The organism is Vibrio sp. 10N.261.54.A5, from assembly GCF_041471145.1.
Classification (GTDB): domain Bacteria; phylum Pseudomonadota; class Gammaproteobacteria; order Enterobacterales; family Vibrionaceae; genus Vibrio; species Vibrio crassostreae_C.
Window position 1 is genome coordinate 62,213 of sequence record NZ_JBFRNU010000017.1, and the last position, 25,316, is coordinate 87,528.

Below are 25,316 nucleotides of genomic sequence, written 5' to 3' on the forward strand. Positions count from 1 at the left end.
GAGATGCGAGATGCGAGATTGATGTGCTTGTGTAGTAAAAAGCTCAGGCAATAAAAAACGGAGCCTTAAGCTCCGCTTCTTATTGTATTCGCTAATTAAAAATTAACGAGCACGGAAGACGATGCGGCCTTTAGAAAGGTCGTATGGAGTCATCTCAACAGTTACTTTATCACCAGTAAGAATACGGATGTAGTTCTTACGCATTTTACCAGAGATGTGTGCTGTCACTACGTGACCGTTTTCAAGCTCAACACGGAACATTGTGTTTGGTAGAGTATCAAGGACAGTGCCTTGCATCTCGATTACGTCTTCTTTAGCCATCTAATCCTCTTTCGAAATTTGGCGGTTTTCAACGGCTTGATTGTGCCGTTAAAATCAAAATATGTAAAGTTGTCGCGTATTCTACCCTTGCCACCGCTGATTTACTAGCCTTTGATGACGTTGAAATCGTACTTTATAGTTCATCGCAGGGCATTCATCGATTTGATAACCCAAATATAACCATTGTTTTTGTTCTTTCTGGGCATGTTGGATCTGAAATAGAACGCCAAGTGTTCCCATCGAAATGTCTATATCAGGAGCGAAGAAGGTATAAAACGCGCTCGTACAGTGAGCCATGATGTCGGTTACGGCGATACCAACCAACTTGTTCCCATCATAGATGTGCATGAACTTTGTAGTAAGCCACTCATTTTTAGAGAATTGTAGAAACTCTTCTTTCTTGGGTGGGTACATGGTTCCCGAACGGTGACGAGCGGTGATATAGCGACTGTATAAGTCAAACCAGTTGTCATCCATCTCATCTTTCAGTTCCCAACGTAGTGATTTTCCTTTGTTAAGGATCCGTCGTTGGCTTTTGGAAAGCTTAACCTCAGGAATTGAAAGCCGAATCGCTTGGCATGCTGAGCAATTATCGCAATGTGGCTTATAAATGGTTGAACCACTGCGGCGAAATCCATTCGCAAGCAGAACTTCATAGTTATCTGAGGTGTGCATGTGTTCGTCAAGCGTGACCGCCACTCTCTCTTCGAAGTGAGGTAAGTAGCTGCAAGCGTGATTGTCTGTTAATCCAATTCTGATTTGTTGTAAATCTGGATTCATTAAGGCATTTCCTTTAGCCATTGGGTTTTAAAGCATGCATCGTCAACGGAGAACTCTTTGAGTAATTGCAGAGAGCCTAGGAATTCATCCCTATCAACCTCGATAGCGCCCAAGGATTCCAAGTGAGGGTTCATGACTTGGCAATCAATCAGTTGTCCGCCGAATCGGGTAAAGTGTTTACAAAAGTACCACAGCGCAATTTTAGAGGCATTGGTCTTTAGGCTGAACATCGATTCACCGAAAAAGACTTGGCCTCTTTGTAAGCCGTAAAGTCCACCGATCAGTTCATCATCTTGCCAAACCTCAACCGAGTGGCAGAAACCTAATGAAGCGAGTTTGCGGTAGGCTGACTGCATGTCGCTGTTTAGCCAGGTTTCTTCTTCGGGTCTTAGTGAAGAGCAATAACCAATTACTCTGTCCGTCGCTTGGTTGATGCTGACTCGGTAATTGTGCTTTCTTTGAAACTTTTTAAGACTTTTTGACGGTTCGAATGTCTTAGGATTAAATACCGCTCGCGGTGCAGGGCTCCACCAAAGTATAGGCTCACCTGGGCCATACCATGGAAATATACCTTGGCTATAAGCGTTTAAAATTCGCATTGGTGATAAATCACCACCGAAGGCGAGCAGACCGTTGGGGTCATCAAGCGCGTCGAAAGGCGAAGGAAACTCTATACTAGTAGTATCAAGTTCGGTTAGGTATATAGTCATAAGTACCGCATTACAGATTAATCACTGACCAAGAGGTCTTTAGGAGTTTTACCATGAAGAAGTTGCTTTGGATTTTACTTGTTTTGCCCATGTTGGCAAATGCAGCTTACAACAGAAACCAAGCTCGACCAGTAAACGAGGTGGTTTATGGTGAGATTGATACGGTCAGATACATCACTCAGCAAGAGATCGTTGAGTCGAAAGCGAATGGTTGGGAAACCTTGTTAGGTGCGGCGATTGGTGGCTTGATTGGTAACCAGTTTGGCGGCGGCACTGGTAAAGAAGTGGCGACAGCTGTAGGTGCAGTAGCAGGTGCGGGTATTGCTCGTAACCGAGGTAACACACAATATAAAGTAGAGTACAAACTGGTCGAGTTATTGGTCAAAACCAAAGACGACAAGTTGGTCAACATTATCCAAGATGTCGATAACTCGATGCTGTTCAACCGAGGCGATGATGTACGAATTCTCTATTTTTCAGATGGTGTTCGAGTTGATCTCGTGTACTAGTATATAAATACGATTGATTGGCTAATTAATCACCGGTTTGGGCCGGATTAGCTCTGGAGTTCATTGGAAAAGTTCGTTAGTCTGCAAGTACGAAGAATTATTCATCACCCGAAAATAAATACGCACCAGTGACTTCGGGTGGTACAAGGACTATAAGATTTAATGGAAAGCCTTACGTTACAACCAATTCAAAAAGTGAACGGGGAAGTTAACCTACCTGGTTCAAAAAGCGTTTCCAACCGTGCACTTCTTTTGGCTGCACTTTCTACGGGAACCACTCGCCTAACAAACTTGCTAGACAGTGATGATATTCGTCATATGTTGAATGCATTGACTCAGTTAGGTGTTGATTATCAGTTGTCTGCAGACAAAACCGTTTGTGAAGTGACAGGTGTTGGTGGTGCATTCTCAAGTGACAAAGCCCTAGAGCTTTTCTTAGGTAACGCGGGTACGGCGATGCGTCCGTTGGCGGCTGCACTATGTTTAGGTCGCGGTGAATACGTTCTTACTGGTGAGCCTCGCATGAAAGAGCGCCCAATTGGCCACTTAGTAACAGCACTACGAGAAGCCGGTGCCGACGTTGAATATTTAGAGAACGAAAACTACCCGCCATTGAAGATCACAGGTACCGGTTTGAAGAGCGGTACGGTTTCTATCGACGGTTCGATCTCTAGTCAATTTTTGACGGCATTTTTGATGGCTGCGCCTTTAGCTGAAGGTGAAGTGACCATTAAAATTGACGGTGAATTGGTTTCTAAACCTTACATCGATATTACGCTGCACATCATGAAGCAATTTGGTGTGGACGTGATCAATAATGATTACCAAGAGTTTGTGATTCCTACCGGGCAATCTTACTCGGCACCGGGTGATTTCTTGGTTGAAGGTGATGCATCATCTGCGTCATATTTCCTTGCAGCCGCTGCTATCAAAGGTGGTGAGATTAAGGTCACTGGTATTGGTAAAAACAGTATCCAAGGTGATATCCAATTCGCTGATGCACTTGAGAAAATGGGTGCGGAAATCGAATGGGGTGACGACTACGTTATTTCTCGTTGTGGCGAGCTGAAAGGCATTGATATGGACTATAACCATATCCCAGATGCTGCGATGACTATCGCGACAACCGCATTGTTTGCGAAAGGCACAACGGCAATCCGTAATGTCTACAACTGGCGTGTGAAAGAGACAGACCGCTTGGCTGCAATGGCAACAGAGCTACGCAAAGTCGGCGCTGAAGTGGAAGAGGGTGAAGATTACATTATTGTTAACCCTGTGGCTGAACTGACTCATGCGGCGATTGATACTTACGATGATCACCGTATGGCGATGTGTTTCTCGCTGGTTGCTTTGAGCGATACGCCTGTGACGATTAATGATCCAGGTTGTACGTCAAAGACATTCCCTGATTATTTCGACAAGCTGAAAATGCTAAGTCTATAAAAATGCTTAGTATGTAAAGGTTTAGGAACAAAAAAGCTTGCCTAAGTGGCAAGCTTTTTAATTATTGCTGAATTGTAAATTCTTTCGAAAGGTGGTGCGCTAAGTATTTAAACATGTTAAATACCGCGGTTGTATTCTCTGTCGGCATTCCATTGCTGTCTAAGAAGTATTCACCTTTGAAGACGAGTACATCGTCTTTTTCTACTACGCTGTTTGCGCGCATGCCTTCAATGTAGTCATCATGTGATTGGATAATTTGGTTTGCGATAAGCAGTAAATCAAATTCTGCTATTACTTTCTTTGTCATGAGTTTATCTCTGATAACTGAATATAACGTTGAGTGTATGGTGTCGAACTAGAAATTCAATGATTTCACAACCGATTAAGAGAGTCTTTTCAAACATCCACAATTTATTTTGTGATTTACGGCAAAAATAATTGAATGGGGCTCGCGTTAGATTCGCGGACAAGCTTAGTATGAGCCCGTTTAGACGTAATGCCTGATGAATAGGCTCTTGCAAGTATTCTTAGTGAGTACTTTATAGCTTCTTTATATTGTGACCCTTTTATCTATGAGTCGTCGAATTGTCGAGCGATCAGATCCAATTTTGAAAAAAGCGGTTGATCTTCTAGTAATCTCGCACAATAGTAAAAAAAGAAGCAATGAATTTAGAATATCATGCGTAAAAGCCCACAAGCTAAATTGTTGGTGCTGAAGCATCGTGATTAAGGACGTTAGAGTCAATATGGGTAAATCGCTCGTTATAGTGGAGTCGCCAGCCAAGGCTAAAACTATCAATAAATATCTTGGCAAAGACTTTGTCGTTAAGTCGAGTGTAGGTCACGTACGTGATTTACCAACGGCAGGTCAAAGTACTGGTCAAAAGGCTGCTGCAGTTTCAACCAAGGGTATGAGCCCAGAAGACAAAGCTCGTATCAAGAAAGAAAAAGATCGCAAAGCTCTTATCAAAAAGATGGGTATCAACCCGTATAAAGAGTGGGAAGCGAACTACCAAATCCTACCTGGTAAAGAGAAAGTCGTCGCTGAATTGCAAAAACTGGCTGAGAACGCAGACCATGTTTATCTCGCAACCGATTTGGACCGCGAAGGAGAAGCTATCGCATGGCACCTTCGTGAGATCATCGGTGGCGATGAAACGCGATACAAGCGAGTGGTTTTTAACGAAATCACCAAGAATGCTATTCAACAAGCTTTCGAAACTCCAGGTGAGCTAAATATTGATGGCGTAAACGCACAACAAGCACGACGTTTTATGGACCGTGTTGTTGGCTTTATGGTGTCACCCCTGCTTTGGAAAAAAGTAGCACGAGGCCTGTCCGCTGGCCGTGTTCAATCAGTAGCGGTAAAACTACTGGTAGAGCGTGAGCGCGAGATCAACGCCTTTATCCCTGAAGAGTTCTGGGATGTGCATGCTGATACTAAAACAGCAGAGAAAACCGACTTTAGACTGCAAGTTGCACAGAAAGACGGTGTTGCGTTTAAACCTGAAAATGAAGCGCAAACACAAGCTGCTGTTAGCGTTTTAGAAAAAGCGCAATACGAAGTATGTAAACGTGAAGACCGCCCAACAAAGAGTAAGCCGTCTGCACCTTACATCACGTCGACGCTGCAACAAGCGGCGAGTACGCGTCTTGGTTATGGCGTAAAGAAAACCATGATGCTGGCTCAACGCCTGTATGAAGCGGGTTACATCACTTATATGCGTACTGATTCAACCAACTTGAGTTCAGAAGCTGTAGAAGCCGCTCGTGAATACATTGGTTCTGAGTACGGCGCGCAATACCTTCCACCTAAAGCTCTTGCATACGGCAGCAAAGAGGGCGCTCAAGAGGCCCACGAAGCGATTCGTCCTTCAAGTGTAGATGTTAAGTCGGAAGATCTAAACGGCGTAGACGCAGACGCACACAAGCTTTACTCGCTAATTTGGAATCAATTCGTAGCGTGTCAAATGACGCCAGCTCAATACGATTCAACGACAGTAAGCGTTAAAGCAGATGAGTACACGTTGAAAGCGAAAGGTCGTATCCTTAAATTTGATGGTTGGACTCGTGTTCAGCGTCCAATGGGCAAGAACGAAGATACGATCCTTCCAGCAGTACAGATCGGCGATAAGCTTGATCTGATTGCGCTAGACCCTAAACAGCACTTCACTAAGCCACCGGCTCGTTTCACTGAAGCGGCGCTAGTTAAAGAGCTTGAGAAGCGTGGTATTGGTCGTCCTTCAACATACGCATCAATCATCTCAACGATTCAAGATCGCGGTTATGTAAAAGTTGAACAGCGTCGTTTCTATGCTGAGAAGATGGGTGAAATTGTTACTGACCGTCTAGATGGCAGCTTCAATGACCTAATGAACTACGACTTCACTGCTCGTATGGAGCAGAAGTTGGACCAAATCGCAGAAGGCGAAGCAAGCTGGAAAGGCGTGCTAGATAACTTCTTCGAAGACTTTACTGGCGATTTGGAAAAAGCAGACTTAGACGAAGACGCTGGTGGCATGAAGCCAAATCATATCGTGGAAACCGATATTGAGTGTCCGACTTGTAGCCGTAAAATGGGTATTCGTACTGCTTCGACAGGCGTATTCCTTGGTTGTTCTGGCTATGCACTTCCACCAAAAGAGCGTTGTAAGACAACAATCAACCTTGGTGATGAAGAAGGCATTATCAACGTGCTTGAAGAAGACGTTGAAACAGCAGCACTTCGAGCTAAAAAGCGTTGTCCTATTTGTGAAACGGCAATGGATGCCTATCTAATCGATGATAAGCGTAAGATGCACGTATGTGGTAACAACCCGAACTGTGAAGGTTATGTGGTTGAGCACGGCGAATTTAAAGTGAAAGGCTACGATGGTCCACTTGTTGAGTGTGACAAGTGTGGTTCTGACATGGTTCTGAAGAACGGTCGTTTTGGTAAATACATGGACTGTACGAGTGAAGATTGTAAGAACACTCGTAAGATTCTGAAAAATGGCGAAGTTGCGCCACCAAAAGAAGACCCGGTGCATTTCCCTGAACTTCCGTGTGAAAATTCAGACGCGTACTTTGTTCTTCGTGATGGTGCTTCTGGTCTATTTATGGCTGCGAGCAACTTCCCTAAATCACGTGAAACACGTGCACCATTAGTGGAAGAGCTGGTTCGTTTTAAAGACCGTATCTCACCTAAGTTCCAATACCTAGCATCAGCGCCAGTTGCTGACCCTGATGGTAAGCCGACAGTGGTTCGTTTTAGTCGTAAGACCAAAGAAAACTACGTGCGTACTGAAGTAGATGGAAAACCGTCCGGTTGGACTGCGTTGTACATCGACGGTAAGTGGGAAGTTACGGATAAGCGTAAAAAGCCTAAAGAGAAATAACTGAACGTTATTGATGAAAAAGCAGCCTAATGGCTGCTTTTTTTGATCTCAATATGACTAAATATGCAACTTGTTGACCTGGTGTTTCGTCTGCGAGAATTTATTAAATTCACATCGCAAAATAAATAATGGCAATTAATCAGATTTTCTTATGCAACTTTAACGAGAATGTAACTTAATTAAAATATTGTAACTCACAGATCAGCGTTTAGTTGTATACCTGATGTGTGTCGGGTGTTAATGTAATGTTTCGTCTGGACGGTGTAATGTGAGCTGCTTTAAGTCTTGGGAAAGCAATCAGCTTACGTACCACAGAATGGCGTATTAAAAATTGAATTCGGCCGAAAAGTCGATAACGTATATAAAACCAAGTGCAAAGAATAGTGCACACATAACAACGTTTGGCTTAGGATATTGTCACTGTATGTGAATGGATATTCGCTAAATACCGAAATAAGTGTTGGTGCTCATCCCCCAGAGGAAGATACCTCTACGAGTACTAACATCGACAAGCTATAGATATATGGAGAATAAAATGGCTGGTGTATTGGGAATGATTCTTGCTGGTGGTGAAGGCTCTCGCTTAAGACCTTTAACTGAATCTCGCAGCAAACCCTCGGTTCCTTTCGGTGGTAGTTACCGCTTAATTGATTTCGCTTTGAACAACTTCGTTAATGCTGATCTAATGAAGATCTACGTATTAACACAATTTAAGTCACAGTCACTGTTCCACCATATGAAAAAAGGCTGGAATATCAGTGGCATAACAGACCGTTTTATCGACCCAATTCCTGCGCAAATGCGTAAAGGAAAGCGTTGGTATGAAGGCACAGCAGATGCTATCTACCAAAACATGGGCTTTATGGAGTTGGAAGAACCTGATCAAGTATGTATTTTTGGTTCAGACCATATCTATAAGATGGACATCAAACAGATGCTTGATTTCCATAAAGAGAAGAAAGCGGCTCTAACAGTATCAGCATTGCGCATGCCGCTTGCTGAAGCATCAGAATTCGGTGTTATTGAGGTTGATGCTGACGGCCGTATGATTGGCTTTGAAGAGAAACCTGCAAATCCGAAGTCGATCCCGGGCGATCCAGAATCAGCGCTCGTTTCAATGGGCAACTACGTGTTCGAAGCGAAAGAGCTTTTTGCCGAACTAACGGAAGATGCTGATAGAGAAGGTTCGACACACGATTTCGGCAAAGACATTATTCCAAACATGTTCCCACGTGGTGATGTGTTTGTTTATGATTTCAGCACCAACCGTATTACTGGTGAGAAAGAAGAAGTTTACTGGCGCGATGTAGGTACGATTGACGCGTACTGGCAAGCGCACATGGACCTTCTTAAGAAAGATGCGCCATTCTCGCTATACAACCGTAAATGGCCTCTACACACTTATTACCCGCCACTACCACCAGCTACGTTTACTGATTCGGCAAATGGTCGAATTCAGATCATTGATAGCCTTGTGTGTAGCGGTAGTTATGTACGTGGTTCGCGTATTGAAAAGAGTGTATTGGGCTTCCGCAGCAATATCGCATCAGCGTGTGATATCAGCGAAAGTATCTTACTCGGTGATGTAAAAGTGGGTGAGGGTTGTATCTTGCGCCGCGTTATCATTGATAAAGATGCAGACATCGCACCGGGTACACAGATTGGTGTGAATCTGACAGAAGACAAAAAGCATTACCACGTATCTGACGATGGTGTTGTAGTGATTTCTAAAGGAGCACGAGTTGGTTACTAAGACTCTCTCGGTACTTTTTGTAGCGTCTGAAGTTGAAGGCTTGATTAAAAGTGGTGGCTTGGCTGATGTAGCCAAGGCACTGCCGAAAGCGTTGCAAACACTCGAACAGGACGTTCGAGTGACTATCCCCGCATATAGAAACATTCCAAACATTGATTCAGCAGAAGTTATTTTATCGACTGAACTCGATCATTGGCCTCATACGGCTTATCAAGTTAAAAAACTGAGCGTAGAAGGCGTTCCAGTTTTTGGTATTGAATGTGCCAAGTATTTCGACCGCCCGGAAATGTACGCAGAAAACAATCAAGCTTATGCTGATAACGGAGAGCGCTTCTCGTTCTTTAGTGCAGCCTGTCTTGATATGCTTCCTAAGCTTGGTTTTCAACCGGATATCATTCATGCAAATGACTGGCATACTGGTTTCGTTCCTTTCTTGCTTAAATCGCGTTATCAACAACACGATTTCTTTGAAAATACGCGCAGTGTTATCTCGATCCACAATGCGGTTTTCAAAGGTGTGTTCGCATACGATGAACTTCAATTCCTGCCAGAGATGCACAGTTACCATGCGCCTGAAGCTTCAGTGAGTGACACTCATGTCACTATGCTAAGAGCTGGAGTGATGTGTGCGGATAAAGTGAACGCAGTAAGTCCTACCTATGCAGAAGAGTTGAAAACGGAATTAGGTAGCCACGGTATGGCTGCAGAATTCCAACACAGATCTGCTGATCTGTTCGGCATTTTGAATGGGTGTGATTATGGGGCTTGGAATCCGGAAACTGATGCTTTCCTTCCTCGTAAATACAAAGCGACCAAGCACAGCATGGCTCGCGGAAAATCAGCTTGTAAGCAAAAACTGCAACAAGATGTAGGTTTACCCGTTGCCGATTGCGCGGTTTATGGCATGGTTTGTCGCTTGACGAATCAAAAAGGTGTTCATTACTTACTGCCTATCATCGAACAGTTTTTGAAAAATGATCTTCAGATCGTGATTGTCGGTACTGGCGATCCGGTTTTGGCGAGTCAATTGAAAGAGCTATCAGCGCTTCACTCAGATAAGTTCTCGTTCGTAGAAGCGTACAATAATGAACTTGCGCACTTGGTTGAAGCAGGCTCTGATTTCTTCTTGATGCCTTCGGAATTTGAACCGTGTGGCTTAAACCAAATCTACAGCATGGCTTACGGTACTTTGCCGATTGTTCGTTCTGTGGGAGGTTTAAAAGACAGCGTGAATGATTACGATGAAGATCCTGAAGTCGCGACTGGGTTTGCTTTTGAAGAGCCAACACCGCAGGCGTTATTGGCTGTGTTACATCGTTCATTACTGCTTTATGCACAAAACCCATCTGAAATTAAGCGTGCTCAGCTTTATGCGATGCAGCAAGATTTTAGTTGGGAAGATGCGGCTAAAGAATACCTAGCTATGTATCATTCAGCATTTTAACTTGTTGACTTAGCTTTAAAATTAGCGGGCGGGCAACAACAGCTCGTAATAAATGAAGGCGCTCTAATTGTTGAGTGCCTTTTTGTTTCCTGGTCAGAGCACATCACGTTTACGAAGACAAAGCTTGCAAACTCATTTTTGTCAGGTAGAAAAGGTGAGGTAGGTATTCACATGACTAATGATAGGTTTGACACTATTATCACTTAAAGTTCTTAATAGCGTGGTATCCTTAGTCATCGCCTCGTGATGAGGCATAGCTCCATTCCAATAATTAAAGCGATAGGTATGTCTGAGAGTTTACTATTTCATAAAACATTTACTCACCCTACGAGCGATGAGTGGGTTGTATTTGTGCATGGCGCAGGAGGCAGTTCCTCCATCTGGTTCAAGCAGATCAAAGCGTATAAACAGCATTTCAACTTACTTCTCATTGATCTGAGAGGGCACGGTAAATCAGACAATATACTTAAAGGGCTGATTTCGAATCGTTATACGTTCAAATCGGTGACGCTTGATATTCTTAAAGTGTTAGACCATCTTAAGATCCGTTCTGCACATTTCGTTGGCATGTCTTTGGGCACGATTATTGTGCGTAACGTTGCCGAACTGGCGGCTGGCCGTGTACGTTCAATGGTACTGGGTGGCGCTGTAACCAAGCTAAACACTCGCTCTCAAGTGTTAATCAAGTTGGGTAACCTCAGCAAGCACATCATTCCTTACATGTGGTTATACAGCCTTTTTGCTTATGTTGTGATGCCACAAAAAAGCCAAAAAGAGTCTCGTCACCTTTTTATCCGCGAAGCCAAAAAACTGTGCCAGAAAGAATTTAAACGCTGGTTTATCTTAACGGCTGATGTAAACCCCTTGATGAAATATTTTAAAGATAGAGAGCTACCAATACCGACTCTTTATTTGATGGGTGAACGTGACTACATGTTTATTAAGCCTGTAAAAGAAATGGTTGCAGCGCATGAATCGAGTGAGCTAGTAGAAATCCCGAATTGTGGACACGTGTGTAACGTGGAAAACCCTGAAGAGTTTAATCAGCGTTCGATTGCGTTTATTCAAAAACAAATTCAGTGATTTTCTAGGCGTGAAATCAAAGATGATGAGTTAATCGAATTGAAATAAAAACGGGAAGCTAACTTTAGCTTCCCGTTTTTAATTGGAGGAGGTATCTGACCGAATCGTTCTTTCAGGTCACTGAAACCCTGCTATTCAGGTGAGGCAGCACCGCACTGCCAGCAAGAGCCGAATTGCGCTTCGTTGACTTCATGACACTCACCACAACGCCACTCTTCATAGATGATCGAATCTTGCTGCTTTTGGTAGTCATTGACGAGCATGCGAGCTTTACTGGCCAATTCTGGCTCATATAACCATACGTAAGGGTCAGTTTCTTCAGCGAATGGGATTTCCCCCTTTAATCCGAACAACCCCTCACCACGGACTTCACAGGCAATATTCTCGCTTTCTAACAATCCACAGATGATATGAGCTTCTGTCGGATTCGATGCACTGAAGATTTTCATTGAAATAGAACCTTATTCGGCTATCTGTGTTGTTTAGATATTATAAACTATTCTGCTATATACATTATTCAGCTACGGGTGCTGAGCGAAACTTACCCATCAACCATTTAGCCACTATTGGGAATATCCCCAATAATGCAAATGACAATAGTACTGAAGGGGAGACGATGCCCGAAAGTGAATCAATTTCTGCGAGCTGAGTACCAGCATTCAAGAAAACCGCCGTCCCCGGTAACATCCCGATTTGACTCGTAATGTAGTAACGACTCACTGACATCGGTGTTAGACCCATCAATAGGTTGATAAGGAAAAATGGGAATACAGGAATCAGACGCAGAGAAAACAGGTAAAATGCGCCGTCTTTTTCAACCCCCTTGTTAATCGTCGCCAATTTGTCACCAAACTTGGTTTGAATCCAGTCACGCAACAGGTAACGGCTACTTAAGAAAGCTAAGGTCGCACCGATCGCACTTGCGAAAGATACCAGTAGCAAGCTGTTCCAGAAGCCGAATAGCGCGGCCCCTAATAAGGTTACAACAGCGGCACCAGGAATGGAGAAAGCCGTAATCATGACATACGCGACAAAATAGATAGCGGCAGCCGCAATAAAGTTGCTGTCAATGTAGTCATTTAACACAGCTTGTTGGGCCTTAGCATTTTCAAGCGTTAAGTACTGGCCGAAATTGATGCCTAACAAGACGATGGTTACGACCAACACAATACCCAATATCATTTTCTTACTCATTGATACTTCCTCTAAATTTTCAATGCATACCGATAGTATAGATAGACAGGCAAAGCATAGATTAACTTTCACCAGATATAAAAAAAGCCGCAGTAAATGCGGCTTAGTTATGTATATAGATTGCACTGACAATGTTAATTGACGCGATTGATAAGCTCTTCGCGACGCTGCTGCGGTATAACAGACCAATGTGTACCATTAATCGCGCCTTCTAGCGCCCAAAGTAGTTCAATACTGACAGAAGACGCATGCGATTCTTTGATGGCGTTAAATGCGTTTACAGAGCCAGATTCATATAAACGTTCTACAGAATCGATCCCTGCCTTTTTCAACATACGCTCAGTAGCGAGTCGAAGATTAGGCAGATCTTTGAGTCGGGTCGGCTTAGCAGAAGACTGCTCAGCTTTTTCTTCTTTAGCAAAACCTAGAGACGTGGTTGCAAGCTGCAAGATTTTCTCTTGGTCTTGCCAGAGGCCTTCAGGTAAAGCGAAATATTTAGTAACGACAGGGAAACCACGTTTTTTGTAGACGTACGGTTGAAACCCTTGTTGTTCGAATTGTTTAGTTGTGCCTTTGTCTGCGCGTATGTGCAACTGGTCATTTACAACCAGAGCAAACATAGTGTCATCAGCAAAAAGACCGAAGCCACCAAACATTGAGCGTGATTTTATTTTTCCTAGGGACTCAAATAACTTCATCGAGTCCTTTAGTATCGGTTTATCCATGTTATTTATCTCGGTGTATTTGAACTACGCCACCAAATAAGCAGGTCCGAGAGATTAGCAAAATGTTGCAATTACATTGTCAATAAGCCGTAAATTACTAAATTATTAGTAGTTACTGCATTTTGCCATCGGTAACCCCGCTACCATACCAACGAGTGGTTTAGGCCGGAAGCTTTGCGTCTCACTCTTTCGAGTGGTTTGCCCTGTGCGTGACTGATTGAATAGAATAAAGTTTTTGTTGGATGAAGCTCACACTTGATATTTCAAAATGTGATACTGCTTCAATTAATGATCTTTCCGTTGTGCATCTGGGTTCATTATGGTTGCTGATAAAAAAAGCGCACCTAAAGGTGCGCTTGATGAAATTAAACTCGAATTATCAATTAATTTAACGTCTTAACTGTACTTCGTTCAACAATTTCAGGGTGCATTTCGAAGACGCGTTTTTCGTGGTCTTTGTCTTTGATGCGCTCCAATAGAATTTCGAATGCATTCTTACCAACACGACGTTTTGGTTGGTGAACTGTCGTTAACGGCGGAGAGAAGTATTCAGCGAGTTCGATGTTGTCGTAACCGATCACTGAGATATCTTCAGGAATGCGGATGCCTTTTTCTTGCAGTCGGCTCATTAAGCCGAGTGCCATTGTGTCGTTAAAGCAGAATACCGCCGTTGGACGATCTTCCATCTCAACGATTTGTTCTGCAGCAAGAACAGCCGTATCACACTCGAAGTTGCCTTCGATGATCATATTGTCATCGGCAGAAATTTTAGCTTCGTTAAGTGCGCGCTTGTAACCGGCAATACGTTCAACACATGCTGCTTTGTCTAAGTGGCCACTTAAACATGCAATCTTAGAGTGACCGCGTTCAATAAGGTATTTGGTCGCTAGGTAGCCACCTTCTTCAGAGTTATCGATGATCTTATCAGCTTGAGAACTCTCTGGGCCCCAGTCCATAATAACTTTAGGGATGTCAGCGTGACGGTCTAACATCTCTCTTAGTTCTTCAGTTAGGTCAGAACACATAACTAAGATGCCATCTACACGTTTCTCTGCAAGCATTCGAATGTAGTCACGTTGCTTCTCATAGATACCACCCGTATTACACAGGATCAAAGTGTAACCTTGACGGTAGCAGTAGCTCTCAACACCATCGATAACTTCAGAGAAGAATAGATTAGTTGATTGAGTCACTAGCATGCCGATGGTGCGTGTTGTATTACACTTCAAGCTACGAGCAACAGCACTTGGTGCATAGTTCAGTTCATCTACGGCTTTGTTTACTTTTTCTTGCGTTGCTTCTGCAACAAAGCGAGTTTTATTGATTACGTGAGAAACGGTTGTTGTTGATACGCCGGCTAAGCGAGCGACATCTTTTATAGTGGCCATGGTTTTATCCTATTAGAAGCTACTTTCCCAAAGTACGGAATAAAGTAGCCGTTAAGCTACCTAACTAAGAGCTTAAATTTGTAGGGCTCTTTGGGTACTAAAAGTGCTAAAAAACAAAAAACCGCTATTGAGCGGCTTGTCTTAACACCGAAATGCTCAAAACTATAATAAGCATAGCATTTCGTGAATGTTTCATATTTTATCGTTTGCGGTCACAATTTTAGACTGACTAGAAATTACTCGCAATAAAATTCACCCGGAAATCCGGGTGAATTGTCACATTCTTCTGAATTTATTTAACGAGTCATCCAATAAGCTATTCACCAGCTAAATATTGAGTGTCTAATTGACAGAATGCGAGTAGCAACGATGAGACGGAGGCGTAGAAACCGAATTCATCAACGTCATGACATTTCACGTTGAACTTTGGTAACCAAGTCAGCAGTTGTTGTTCGATAAACTGCTGTTGAGCGGCAAATGAATTCTCTAGTTCTTCTTCAATATTCGTTTCGTTTGAACGAATGATCAAGTTACCAAGGAAATCGAGTTCGATAGCAATGTGGTCTGCTGGCTCTTTTAGATCTTGGTTCACAACTAAGTTGTGCTTAGCCATGATCTCTTCCATATCTTTTGCTGGCTTATCATTCAAAAGGCCAGTTTCGCCGATATACATTGAAGCGTAAGGAAGAGCGCCGTGCTTATCTGTCTTTAAGAAAAGATCGCAAAAGTCTGCAGACAGTTCTAGCTGAGCATCTTCACGAGTTTGTAGGCGGTTCAGCGCATCCACTAACTTATCAATCGCTGGCTTTAGTGTCTCATTTTCGCCTAAACCAGTTAGGAAAGAACGAATTTCAACAGAGTGGTAGTGATCGAGTTCTTCTTGAGTGAGCTCTTTGGCAAATAAGCTTGATAGCCACCAGTATATTTCTGCTCTTTGCTCGTTGAACGCTTTCGTATCTTTCATTTGTTAGATCCTGACTTAGTCTTGTGATGTTGCTTATATGCATCTTGAAGTCACTTGGGCATAAGCACACCAAGGCTGAATAACAAGGTTATTTGCGAAACGCAAAGTTACTCGTTAGTAGTAATGCCTATATTGAATTGCGATGGACGATAAATAGCAAGGTTTAAGATTGTCTTGTATCAAAAAAAATCCATGTTTCTGGCTTTTATCTTCTGTACCACTAGAATTGTTACTAGTTATGAATAGAATAGTCACTGAAACTATTAAATAAGAAAAGTGGTGTAGATGAGCTATCACGTATTAGTCGTAGAAGATGATGTGGTAACCCGCAGTAAACTGGTTGGATACTTCCAGAACGAGGGTTACACAGTGAGCGAAGCAGAAAGCGGCGCTCAAATGAGAAACGTGTTAGAAGAAAACAACGTTGACCTCATTATGCTGGACATCAACTTACCAGGCGAAGATGGATTGATGCTAACTCGCGAATTACGCAGTCAATCAGACATTGGAATTATTTTAGTTACTGGACGCACGGATAGCATCGACAAGATCGTAGGCCTTGAAATGGGCGCTGACGATTACGTTACTAAACCCTTCGAACTTCGCGAGTTATTAGTTCGAGTTAAAAACCTACTTTGGCGTATCTCTGCTGCTCGTAAAACAGCAGCGGGCGCTGTAGAAGAAACATCAGATGAGTCTGTGGTTCGTTTTGGTGAGTGGACATTTGATATCCCTCGTCGTGCGTTAAGCAAGAACGGCGAACCAGTGAAACTGACCAAAGCAGAATACGAACTGCTAGTGGCTTTGTCTTCTTACCCTAATCAAGTATTAAGCCGCGAACGTATTTTGAATATGATTAGCCACCGAGTGGACGCGCCTAATGACCGTACTATCGACGTGCTGATTCGTCGTATGCGTGCAAAAATGGAGTTCGATCCTAAGAACCCACAAATCTTTGTGACGGTTCACGGTGAAGGTTACATGTTCGCTGGTGATTGATTTCCTTCGGGAGTGATTAATTAACAACGACATTTAAACGTAAAAAGCCGAGACATCATTGATGTCTCGGCTTTTTTATTACTCAGCTTTTACTGTTAACGACCAGAGAATCTACAAATACTTGGCGACTCTGTATGCTTAAGATGAGTTTAAAGATTCAATGGGCTTATTGAGGCTGAGCCGCGGAAACTTCACCGTCATCTTCAATTAAGCTGGAAGCTTCTGGAATAACAGGCTCTTCAACAATGTCATTGCTTGTATCTAGCCAATCACGCAGGCTTTGCCAAACCAATCCCATGGTTTCGTGCCAGTAACGCTCAGTCTGCTCAAGGTATAGCGCTTTCGGCATGTACTTTTCCCACGGCTCAACTATACCTTCTTGTGCAAGGTAGTTAGTTGGTGCCGGCAGTGGTTTCATTCCAGCAGCATTGAATTCGTTCAGTGCGCGAGTCATATGGCTCGCTGAAGTCACCAACACCATTCTTTTATTCTTAACGAACGCAGCGGCTTGGCGGGCTTCTTCCCAAGTGTCTTTTGCGGTTTCAAGCAGAATGATGTCGGGCTTTGCTACGCCAAGTGCTAAAGCCACTTTAGCCATCATTCTTGCGTTACTTACTTCAGTGCCTGCGCCATAGCCAGACAAAATGAGTTTTGCACCAGGGTAGAGGCGTAGAATACGAATCCCTTCACTTAAACGCATCAGGCCGGTGCGGCTAAGTTCTGATGTCGGTGGAATTTGGTCGTCTACGACGTGACCACTTCCAAGAACCATCACGTAATCGACGGTTTCATCGACAGGTAAAAATGCGGTGTGTTGCCTTTCCATTGGCATTAAAAGTTGACTAGAAACTGGCTGGAAAGCGATTAGGAAAATACCACATAGGGCTGAGAGGGTGATTAGGCAACCAGTCTTCCTTTTGGTAGTAAACATCACTAGGGCTAAACCCAGAAAAGCGAGAATTAACATTGCTGGCAGTGGCATCAATAGCGAAGACACTACTTTTTTCAGCTCAAACATATCCGAATAGTCCGAAAAAACATCACTTAGTAGTAAAAAGAGACATCGCCTCTTTATTCCTGAAATTCCTGTGACAGAATAGCAGGCACGATAGGACATAATAACTCAAGTAGCCGTGACTGAAGACCGTAATTTCGACGATATTGCCCACAAATTTGCAAAAAATATTTACGGCTCTGACAAAGGAGAGATCCGTCAGATCATCGTATGGGAAGATTTAGAACAAGCTTTGAGCAAGTTTGAGCAATCAGCTTCGCCGCTGCATGTGCTTGATGCTGGAGGCGGCCTTGCGCAGATGTCGCAAAAAATTGCGTCGCTTGGGCATAACGTTTCTCTGTGTGATCTCTCTTCTGAAATGCTGAAGCTCGCCGAAGAAAGTATCAGCGAAGCGGGTTTGCTAGAGCAATATCGATTTATTCATTCACCGGTACAAAAAGTCGCAGAACATCTCGATGAGAAAGTCGATTTTGTGATGTTTCATGCCGTAATGGAATGGTTAGCCGATCCTAAAGAGGCGCTTGATTTATTGCTTGAACAAGTTAAGCCAGGTGGTGTTGCCTCGATAATGTTTTACAACCACCACGGATTAGTCCTGAAAAATGTGATTTGTGGCAACATTCCTCATGTATTGAATGGGATGCCACATCGAAAACGGTTTAAGCTGCAACCACAAAAAGGCTTGAAGCCGGAAGAGGTTTATCAATGGATAGAAGACGCTGGTCTAGAAATCTGTGGTAAATCAGGCATTCGCTCTTTCAGTGACTACATAGGTAATATGGAGTACATGGGCGATTACCAATTTGAAGATGTATTGGAACTGGAAAAACAGCTATGTCGCCAAGAGCCATATCTGTCACTAGGCCGTTATATTCACGTTTGGGCTCAAAAACCTGCGCAATAACAGCGGTGAATGTGGTAAAAGAAGCCACAACATGCGCTATGCAATCGTAAGAAGCCCGCGTCATAAAGAAATAGGCGTCATATCTAATACATTCGATATGACGAAGAACAGTAACAGGAACCACAATGAGTGAAATGACTCAAACTGCCGAAGAGCAGCCAATTGATGAGTTGGTGGGCTGGGTCAAGCAGCATGATTTTTCATTAAACTTGCCACCAGAGCGCTTAGCATTTTTGATTGCTATCGCAGTACTAAGCAATGAAAGGTTCGATGAAGAGTTGGGCGAGGGTGAACTGCACGATGCATTTACCATCGTCACTCGACTGTTTGAAGATACTGGCGAAGCGTCCGCGTTTCGTGCCAACAATGCCATCAACGAGTTAGTTAAACAGAAGTTGATTAGCCGCTTTACCAGCGAAATCACCGATGGTGCGAGTATTTATCGCTTATCACCATTGGCGATTGGTATTTCAGATTATTACTTACGCCACCGTCAGTTCTCTAAGTTAAAACTGTCTATCCAGCTTTCTATGGTTGCGGACGAGATGGCAAAAGCCATTGAAGCAGCACAAAAAGGCGGAACTCCAGGACATTGGAGAAAGAATGTTTACGGCGTGCTCAAGTATTCTGTTGGTGAAATTTTCGATCAGATTGATCTTAACCAACGTGTTATGGATGAGCAGCAGCAAACCGTTAAACAGCAAATTGCCGACCTTTTAAACAAGGATTGGCGAGAGGCGATTAACAACTGTGAAACCTTGCTTTCAGAAACCTCGTCCACACTAAAAGAATTGCAAGACACCTTGCAAGCGGCGGGGGATGAACTGCAAACACAGATCCTCGATATTCAAGAAATTGTTTACGGTGACGATGAACTCGAGTTCGTTGGCGAAACCCTGTTCGGCTTGCAGATGAAGCTAGACCGAATCACCAGTTGGGGCCAACAAGCCATCGATTTATGGATCGGCTACGACCGCCATGTTCACAAGTTCATCCGTACCGCGATTGATATGGATAAAAACCGCGCCTTTAGCCAGCGCTTGCGTCAGTCAGTCACTGACTACTTTGATGCGCCTTGGTTATTGACCTACGCCGATGCTGAGAAGCTGACGGATCTTCGTGATGAAGCGCTCGTGCTTCGTGATGACGAAGTGATGGGACAAGCACCAATCGACGTAGAGTACGAAGAATTTGAGCAAGTAAATGACCTGCTTTCAGATCGAATTGCAGAGATGTTAAAAGCTCACAAACAGCAAGGCGCGCCAATTGATCTTGGCCTTGTGTTACGCGATTACCTCGCTGCACACCCTCGCACACACCATTTTGATTTAGCCAGAATTGTTGTCGACCAAGCCGTGCGCTTAGGTTACTCAGAGTCTGACTATCAGGCTATTCAGCCAGATTGGCAGGCAATTAACGATTTCGGTGCAAAGGTACAAGCAAATGTCATTAACAAGTACTGATGATTACATGCCAGAGAAACTGGTAAAAGCGATAGCGAACCCACTGTTCCCTGCGCTAGATAGCATGCTGCGTTCAGGTAAGCATGTTTCAACAGAAGACCTAGATAACCACGCGTTGCTGTCTGATTTTGAAGTTGAGCTTCAGCATTTCTATCAACGCTACAATACGGAATTGGTAAAAGCGCCGGAAGGTTTCTATTACCTGCGTCCGCGTTCTACGTCTCTGATTGGTCGTAGTGTGTTGTCTGAGCTCGACATGTTGGTTGGAAAGGTGTTGTGTTTCTTATACCTAAGCCCAGAACGTCTTGCTCATGAAGGTATCTTCACCAACCAAGAACTGTTTGATGAGTTGATGTCGTTAGCGGATGAGAAAAAACTCATGAAGCTAGCAACCAACCGTGCGTCTGGTTCTGACCTAGATAAAGAAAAGCTCTTCGAAAAAGTACGTACTTCTTTACGTCGTTTGCGCCGTATCGGCATGTTGATTGCGATTGGTGAAACCGGCAAGTTCCGTATCAGCGAAGCGGTATTCCGCTTTGGCGCTGACGTTCGTGTTGGTGACGATATGAAAGAAGCGCAATTACGTCTTATCCGTGATGGTGAAGCTGTGGTTCATACCCAAGAGCCTAACCAAGGTAGCTTGTTGAATGAAGAACAGGCGGAAGCCGTATCAGAAGTAGACGTGGACGAAAACGGTCAACAAGACATTTTTAACGATCAAGCTGACTTTGACCTTGAGTCAAACGATGGCGAACAAACAAAAGTAGAAGGTGAAGCATGATTGAAAGAGGTAAGTATCAATCATTAACCATGGTCAACTGGAACGGCTTCTTTGCGCGTACTTTTGATATTGATGGATTGGTTACAACGCTTTCTGGCGGTAACGGTGCAGGTAAGTCGACCACTATGGCGGCATTCATCACAGCGCTGATTCCTGACCAAAGCCTTCTGCATTTCCGTAACACAACGGAAGCGGGTAGCTCACAGTCATCTCGTGATAAAGGCCTTTACGGTAAGCTTCAACCTGGCGCATGTTATGCTGCACTAGATGTTGTGAACTCTCGTAATCAACGCCTATTGTTTGCAGTAAAACTGCAGCAAGTTGCCGGTCGTGACAAGAAAGTAGACATCAAACCGTTCGTAATCCAAGGCCTTCCAAGCCATGTGAAACCAACGGATGTGTTGATTCAGAATGTTTCAGACAGCCACGCTCGCGTATGTCAGTTGAATGATGTGAAAGCGGCGGTAGCGCAATACGAAGGCGCTCATTTTAAAGCCTTCTCTTCGATTGTTGATTACCACTCGCAAATGTTTGAATACGGTGTGGTACCTAAGAAACTGCGTAACAGCAGCGACCGCTCTAAGTTCTACCGTTTGATCGAAGCATCGCTTTACGGCGGTATTTCTAGTGCGATTACGCGTTCTCTGCGCGATTATCTTCTACCGCAAAACGGTGGTGTGAAGAAAGCATTCCAAGACATGGAATCAGCACTGCGTGAGAACCGCATGACGCTAGAAGCGATCAAGACAACTCAGTCGGACCGTGACCTGTTCAAACACTTGATCACTGAATCGACGAACTACGTGGCAGCAGATTACATGCGCCATGCCAACGACCGTCGTAACAAGCTTGATCAAACCATGAAGTTCCGTGGTGAACTGTTTGGTTCGCGTGAAACCTTGCATGATCAAAACAACTTGTTGAACCGTGTTCAAGAAGAATTAGAGCTGTTGGTCGATCAAGAGTCGGCACTAGAGCAAGATTATCAAGCGGCTTCGGATCATCTTCAATTGGTTCAAACTGCACTTCGCCAGCAAGAGAAGATTGCTCGCTATAGCGAAGATCTAGAAGAGCTTAATGAGCGTCTAGAAGAGCAGATGATGGTAGTGGAAGAAGCTCAAGAGCGAGTACTTCTTGCTGAAGAGCAGGCAACCATCACTGAAGAAGAAGTGGATAGCCTGAAAACTCAGCTTGCTGATTACCAACAAGCGTTGGATGTTCAGCAGACTCGTGCACTTCAGTACCAGCAAGCGGTTCAAGCATTAGAGAAAACTAAGCAGTTGCTTGGTGATGAATCGATTACGGCAGAAAGTGCATTAACTCTTGTTTCTGAGCTAAAAGCACAAGAAGAATCAAGCACTCAAGCGCTACTGGCTACTAAGCACAAGCTAGATATGTCTTCTGCAGCTTCAGCACAGTTCGACAAAGCACTGTCTTTAGTTAAGAGCATCGTTGGTGACGTGGAGCGCAAAGAAGCGTCTAGCAGCGCTAAGCAAGCTTTAGAAAAAGGTCGTAACGCAAAACACGTTGTTGAGAACGAACAGCAATGGCGCGCTCAGCACCGCGACATGGCTCGTGATGTGGCTCAGCAGCGTCAAGCAAAAGAGCTTGCGACTGAATACCAAAAACAGCACAACATCTCACTGACTGATGAAGCGGTTTTCGATGAAGAACGTGAACGTCATGCTATGCAGATCGAGTCCCTTGAGTACGCTCAAGAAGAGCTGCGTGAAGCGAAGAGCGAGCAACGTCGTATACAACAAAACCACGACCAAGAGATTCAAAAACTTGAGTCAATTGCTCCTGCGTGGATCACGGCAAACGATGCACTTGAAGCTTTAAGAGATCAAACAGACGCTGAGCTAGAAGATAGCCAAGCGGTAATGACTCAAATGCAGCAAGTACTTGAAGATGAGAAATCTCAAGCGGTAGCAAAAGATCAGTTGGCAACGCGCCGAGCTGAACTTGAGCAAGAGATTGAGCGTTTAGCTTCGCCAGGTGGTTCTAACGATCCTCGCCTGAAAGGCCTGGCGGATACGCTGGGTGGCGTGCTGCTTTCTGAGATCTACGATGACATCACGATTGGTGATGCGCCGTACTTTAGTGCGATGTACGGCCCAGCTCGTCACGCAATTGTGGTTTCTGATCTTGATGGTATTAAAGAGAAGCTGGTGGATCTTGATGATTGTCCAGAAGACCTTTACATCCTAGAAGGCGATGTCGACGCGTTTGATGACAGTTCATTCAATGCCGATGAGCTTGAAGGCGCAGTGTGTGTTCAGCTGAACGATCGCCAAATGCGTTACTCTCGTTTCCCTGAGATCCCACTGTTTGGCCGTGCGGCTCGTGAACAACGTCTAGAGAAATTGCGCGAAGAGCGTGACGTTGTGGTTGAAAACCACGCGAAGGCAGCGTTTGACTCTCAAAAACTGAATCGCCTATACCAAGCATTCAACAGCTTTGTTGCGAAGCACCTGCACGTTGCGTTTAACGCAGACCCAGAGCAAGCACTTGCTGCGATTCGTGATAAGCGTAATCAAATTGTTCGTTCTCTGGCTGAGCTTAACTCTAAAGAGCAGCAGCAACGCAGTCAGCTTCTACAAAGCAAGCAGGCACTTGGTGCGCTAGATAAATTAGCACCAATGGTTCGTATTTTAGAAGACGAAACATTGGCTGAGCGTTTAGCTGAATTAGAAGCGCAACTAGAGCGTTTAAGTGAAGCGAAATCTTACTTGAATACGCACGGCAAGGCGCTTACTTCTCTAGAACAGTTCGTATCTGCACTAGACGCTGACCCAGAGCAATTCGAAGCTTTGGAAGCAGAGTACCGTCAAGCAGACAACGCGCTACAAACGCTAAAAGGCAAAGTGTTCGCACTGTCTGATCTGATTGAGCGTCGTCATTACTTTGCTTACGCGGATTCTGTTGATTTGCTTAATAAGAGCAGTGAACTGAGCGAGCAACTGAAAGCGAAGTTGGTTCAAGCTGAACAAGCAAGAACCAAAGGCCGCGATGGCTTGAAGCAAGCTCGCGAACAGATGAACCAATACAACCAAGTATTGGCGGCACTGAAGAGCTCACATCAAGCGAAGCAAGAAACGGTTCAAGAGTTCAAACAAGAGCTACAAGAGTTCGGCGTAAACGCTGACGAAGGCGCTGAAGAGCGTGCTGTACGTCGTCGTGACGAGCTTCAAGAGCGTCTGCACACATCTCGCAGCCGTAAGAGTGAATACGAGCGTACGATTACGTCAACTGAACTTGAGATGAAAGCACTGGCTAAGCGTCTTAAGAAAGTTCAAAAAGAGTACACCGAGCTTCGTACTTTCGTTGTTGCAGCGAAAGCGGGTTGGTGTTCAGTACTTCGTTTAGCGCGTGAGAATGATGTTGAACGTCGTCTGCATAAACGTGAACTGGCTTATCTAACGGCAGGCGAGCTTCGCTCTATGTCGGATAAATCACTGGGTGCGCTACGTCTGGCGGTAGCCGACAATGACGACCTGCGTGATTCGCTGCGTTTATCTGAAGACAACGCGCATCCAGAGCGTAAAGTTCTGTTCTACATTGCGGTTTATCAACACCTTCGCGAGCGTATTCGCCAAGACATCATTCATACGGATGATCCGGTTGAAGCAATCGAAGAGATGGAAGTTGAGCTCGCTCGATTAACAGAAGAACTGACGCAGCGTGAAAACCGCTTGGCGATCAGCTCTGAGTCGGTAGCAAGCATCATCAAGAAAACGATTCAGCGCGAGCAGAACCGTATTCGAATGCTGAACCAAGGGCTGTCGAACATCTACTTTGGTCAGGTTAAGGGCGTACGTCTGAACGTTAAGATTCGTGAAAGCCACGAGATCTTGCTATCAGGGCTAGCGACTCAGCAAGAGCAACACAAAGACTTGTTTGAATCAACACGCTTTACCTTCTCAGAAGCGATGGCGAAGTTGTTCCAACGTGTTAACCCACATATCGATATGGGTCAACGTTCTCCACAAGTTCTAGGTGAAGAGCTACTGGATTACCGCAACTACCTAGAATTAAGTGTTGAAGTTAACCGTGGTTCAGACGGTTGGTTACAAGCGGAATCGGGCGCACTGTCTACGGGTGAAGCGATCGGTACTGGTCAGTCTATCCTACTGATGGTTGTTCAGAGCTGGGAAGAAGAGTCTCGTCGACTTCGTAGCAAAGACATCGTTCCATGTCGTTTGTTGTTCCTTGATGAAGCAGCTCGTCTGGATGCGAAATCTATCTCTACCTTGTTCGAACTGTGTGACCGTTTAGGTATGCAACTTTTGATTGCAGCACCAGAGAACATTAGCCCTGAGAAAGGCACAACCTACAAACTGGTTCGTAAGGTCTTTAAAGATCACGAGCACGTACATGTTGTTGGCCTGCGCGGTTTTGCTCAAAACAAACCGGCATCCCCAGTTCAAGAGCTTATTGAAGAAGCTGAGCAATAACCTTGA

General features: G+C 44.3%; 21 protein-coding genes and 1 riboswitch. Of the genes, 11 read left to right on the plus strand and 10 right to left on the minus strand.

Features of this window, described 5'->3' with window-relative positions:
* Window positions 1–102: 102 nt before the first annotated feature.
* The 3 genes from infA to aat form a co-directional block, all read right to left on the minus strand.
* Window positions 103–321, minus strand: a complete 219-nt coding sequence (infA, locus tag AB4329_RS04590; protein ID WP_001040192.1) for a translation initiation factor IF-1 — start codon at window positions 319–321, stop codon at window positions 103–105.
* An 81-nt stretch (window positions 322–402) separates the two neighbouring features.
* Window positions 403–1,101, minus strand: a complete 699-nt coding sequence (locus AB4329_RS04595) for an arginyltransferase (protein ID WP_372137729.1) — start codon at window positions 1,099–1,101, stop codon at window positions 403–405.
* Window positions 1,101–1,811 (minus strand): leucyl/phenylalanyl-tRNA--protein transferase, encoded by a 711-nt coding sequence (aat, locus tag AB4329_RS04600; protein ID WP_372137731.1) that lies wholly within the window; start codon window positions 1,809–1,811, stop codon window positions 1,101–1,103. Before aat ends, AB4329_RS04595 begins: the two co-directional genes overlap by 1 nt.
* A 53-nt stretch (window positions 1,812–1,864) precedes the next feature.
* Between aat and AB4329_RS04605 the strand changes: the two genes are divergently transcribed.
* Together AB4329_RS04605 and aroA are read left to right on the plus strand one after the other, a co-directional pair.
* Entirely contained in the window at window positions 1,865–2,320 is a 456-nt protein-coding gene (locus AB4329_RS04605) for a glycine zipper 2TM domain-containing protein (protein WP_004736438.1), read from the plus strand.
* 162 nt (window positions 2,321–2,482) lie between these two features.
* The gene (aroA, locus tag AB4329_RS04610) at window positions 2,483–3,763 is read left to right on the plus strand and encodes a 3-phosphoshikimate 1-carboxyvinyltransferase (RefSeq protein WP_017062105.1); all 1,281 of its coding nucleotides are present in this window, start codon (window positions 2,483–2,485) and stop codon (window positions 3,761–3,763) included.
* 61 nt (window positions 3,764–3,824) lie between these two features.
* Here aroA and AB4329_RS04615 read toward each other — a convergent pair whose 3' ends face one another.
* A complete protein-coding gene (locus tag AB4329_RS04615; protein ID WP_017062104.1) occupies window positions 3,825–4,070 on the minus strand; it encodes a YciN family protein in 246 nt (81 codons plus the stop codon).
* 439 nt (window positions 4,071–4,509) lie between these two features.
* Between AB4329_RS04615 and topA the strand changes: the two genes are divergently transcribed.
* The 4 genes from topA (at window position 4,510) to AB4329_RS04635 (ending at window position 11,420) form a co-directional block, all read left to right on the plus strand.
* Window positions 4,510–7,140, plus strand: a complete 2,631-nt coding sequence (gene topA / locus AB4329_RS04620; RefSeq protein WP_017067846.1) for a type I DNA topoisomerase — start codon at window positions 4,510–4,512, stop codon at window positions 7,138–7,140.
* A 523-nt stretch (window positions 7,141–7,663) separates the two neighbouring features.
* Complete coding sequence (glgC, locus tag AB4329_RS04625; RefSeq protein WP_080582251.1) at window positions 7,664–8,893, plus strand: glucose-1-phosphate adenylyltransferase; 1,230 nt, start codon at window positions 7,664–7,666, stop codon at window positions 8,891–8,893.
* The gene (glgA, locus tag AB4329_RS04630; protein ID WP_017070017.1) at window positions 8,883–10,337 is read left to right on the plus strand and encodes a glycogen synthase GlgA; all 1,455 of its coding nucleotides are present in this window, start codon (window positions 8,883–8,885) and stop codon (window positions 10,335–10,337) included. The genes glgC and glgA overlap by 11 nt, the downstream gene beginning before the upstream one ends.
* 285 nt (window positions 10,338–10,622) lie before the next feature.
* Window positions 10,623–11,420: an alpha/beta fold hydrolase gene (locus AB4329_RS04635; RefSeq protein ID WP_017062100.1), complete on the plus strand. Its 798-nt coding sequence runs from the start codon at window positions 10,623–10,625 to the stop codon at window positions 11,418–11,420.
* A gap of 131 nt (window positions 11,421–11,551) precedes the next feature.
* On the opposite strand, the gene AB4329_RS04640 is transcribed toward AB4329_RS04635, so the two are convergent.
* The 5 genes from AB4329_RS04640 to torD form a co-directional block, all read right to left on the minus strand.
* Window positions 11,552–11,869 carry a DUF2007 domain-containing protein gene (locus AB4329_RS04640; protein WP_372137733.1) on the minus strand — a complete coding sequence of 106 codons (318 nt, stop codon included), beginning with the start codon at window positions 11,867–11,869 and terminating at the stop codon, window positions 11,552–11,554.
* A 64-nt stretch (window positions 11,870–11,933) separates the two neighbouring features.
* Window positions 11,934–12,614 carry a TVP38/TMEM64 family protein gene (locus tag AB4329_RS04645; RefSeq protein WP_017072239.1) on the minus strand — a complete coding sequence of 227 codons (681 nt, stop codon included), beginning with the start codon at window positions 12,612–12,614 and terminating at the stop codon, window positions 11,934–11,936.
* 134 nt (window positions 12,615–12,748) lie between these two features.
* A complete protein-coding gene (locus AB4329_RS04650) occupies window positions 12,749–13,339 on the minus strand; it encodes a TfoX/Sxy family DNA transformation protein (protein ID WP_019820997.1) in 591 nt (196 codons plus the stop codon).
* A gap of 127 nt (window positions 13,340–13,466) precedes the next feature.
* Window positions 13,467–13,552, minus strand: a riboswitch (cyclic di-GMP riboswitch).
* A 170-nt stretch (window positions 13,553–13,722) separates the two neighbouring features.
* On the minus strand, window positions 13,723–14,727 hold the full coding sequence (purR, locus tag AB4329_RS04655; protein WP_017063507.1) for an HTH-type transcriptional repressor PurR: 1,005 nt from the start codon (window positions 14,725–14,727) through the stop codon (window positions 13,723–13,725).
* A gap of 316 nt (window positions 14,728–15,043) precedes the next feature.
* Window positions 15,044–15,691 carry a molecular chaperone TorD gene (gene torD / locus AB4329_RS04660; protein ID WP_017062095.1) on the minus strand — a complete coding sequence of 216 codons (648 nt, stop codon included), beginning with the start codon at window positions 15,689–15,691 and terminating at the stop codon, window positions 15,044–15,046.
* Window positions 15,692–15,976: 285 nt separating this feature from the next.
* On the opposite strand from torD, the gene torR reads away from it, so the two are divergent.
* On the plus strand, window positions 15,977–16,690 hold the full coding sequence (gene torR, locus AB4329_RS04665) for a two-component system response regulator TorR (protein WP_017067841.1): 714 nt from the start codon (window positions 15,977–15,979) through the stop codon (window positions 16,688–16,690).
* Between the two features lie 166 nt (window positions 16,691–16,856).
* Here the strand turns inward: torR and elyC are convergent, their stop codons facing one another.
* Window positions 16,857–17,708 carry an envelope biogenesis factor ElyC gene (gene elyC / locus AB4329_RS04670; RefSeq protein ID WP_102332487.1) on the minus strand — a complete coding sequence of 284 codons (852 nt, stop codon included), beginning with the start codon at window positions 17,706–17,708 and terminating at the stop codon, window positions 16,857–16,859.
* A gap of 115 nt (window positions 17,709–17,823) precedes the next feature.
* Between elyC and cmoM the strand changes: the two genes are divergently transcribed.
* From cmoM to mukB, 4 genes are all read left to right on the plus strand, one after another.
* Window positions 17,824–18,609: a tRNA uridine 5-oxyacetic acid(34) methyltransferase CmoM gene (gene cmoM, locus AB4329_RS04675; RefSeq protein ID WP_017063509.1), complete on the plus strand. Its 786-nt coding sequence runs from the start codon at window positions 17,824–17,826 to the stop codon at window positions 18,607–18,609.
* Window positions 18,610–18,734: 125 nt separating this feature from the next.
* Window positions 18,735–20,072: a chromosome partition protein MukF gene (gene mukF, locus AB4329_RS04680; protein WP_017055049.1), complete on the plus strand. Its 1,338-nt coding sequence runs from the start codon at window positions 18,735–18,737 to the stop codon at window positions 20,070–20,072.
* A complete protein-coding gene (gene mukE, locus AB4329_RS04685) occupies window positions 20,053–20,853 on the plus strand; it encodes a chromosome partition protein MukE (RefSeq protein WP_372137735.1) in 801 nt (266 codons plus the stop codon). The genes mukF and mukE overlap by 20 nt, the downstream gene beginning before the upstream one ends.
* Complete coding sequence (gene mukB, locus AB4329_RS04690; protein ID WP_372137737.1) at window positions 20,850–25,310, plus strand: chromosome partition protein MukB; 4,461 nt, start codon at window positions 20,850–20,852, stop codon at window positions 25,308–25,310. Before mukE ends, mukB begins: the two co-directional genes overlap by 4 nt.
* Window positions 25,311–25,316 lie beyond the last annotated feature (6 nt).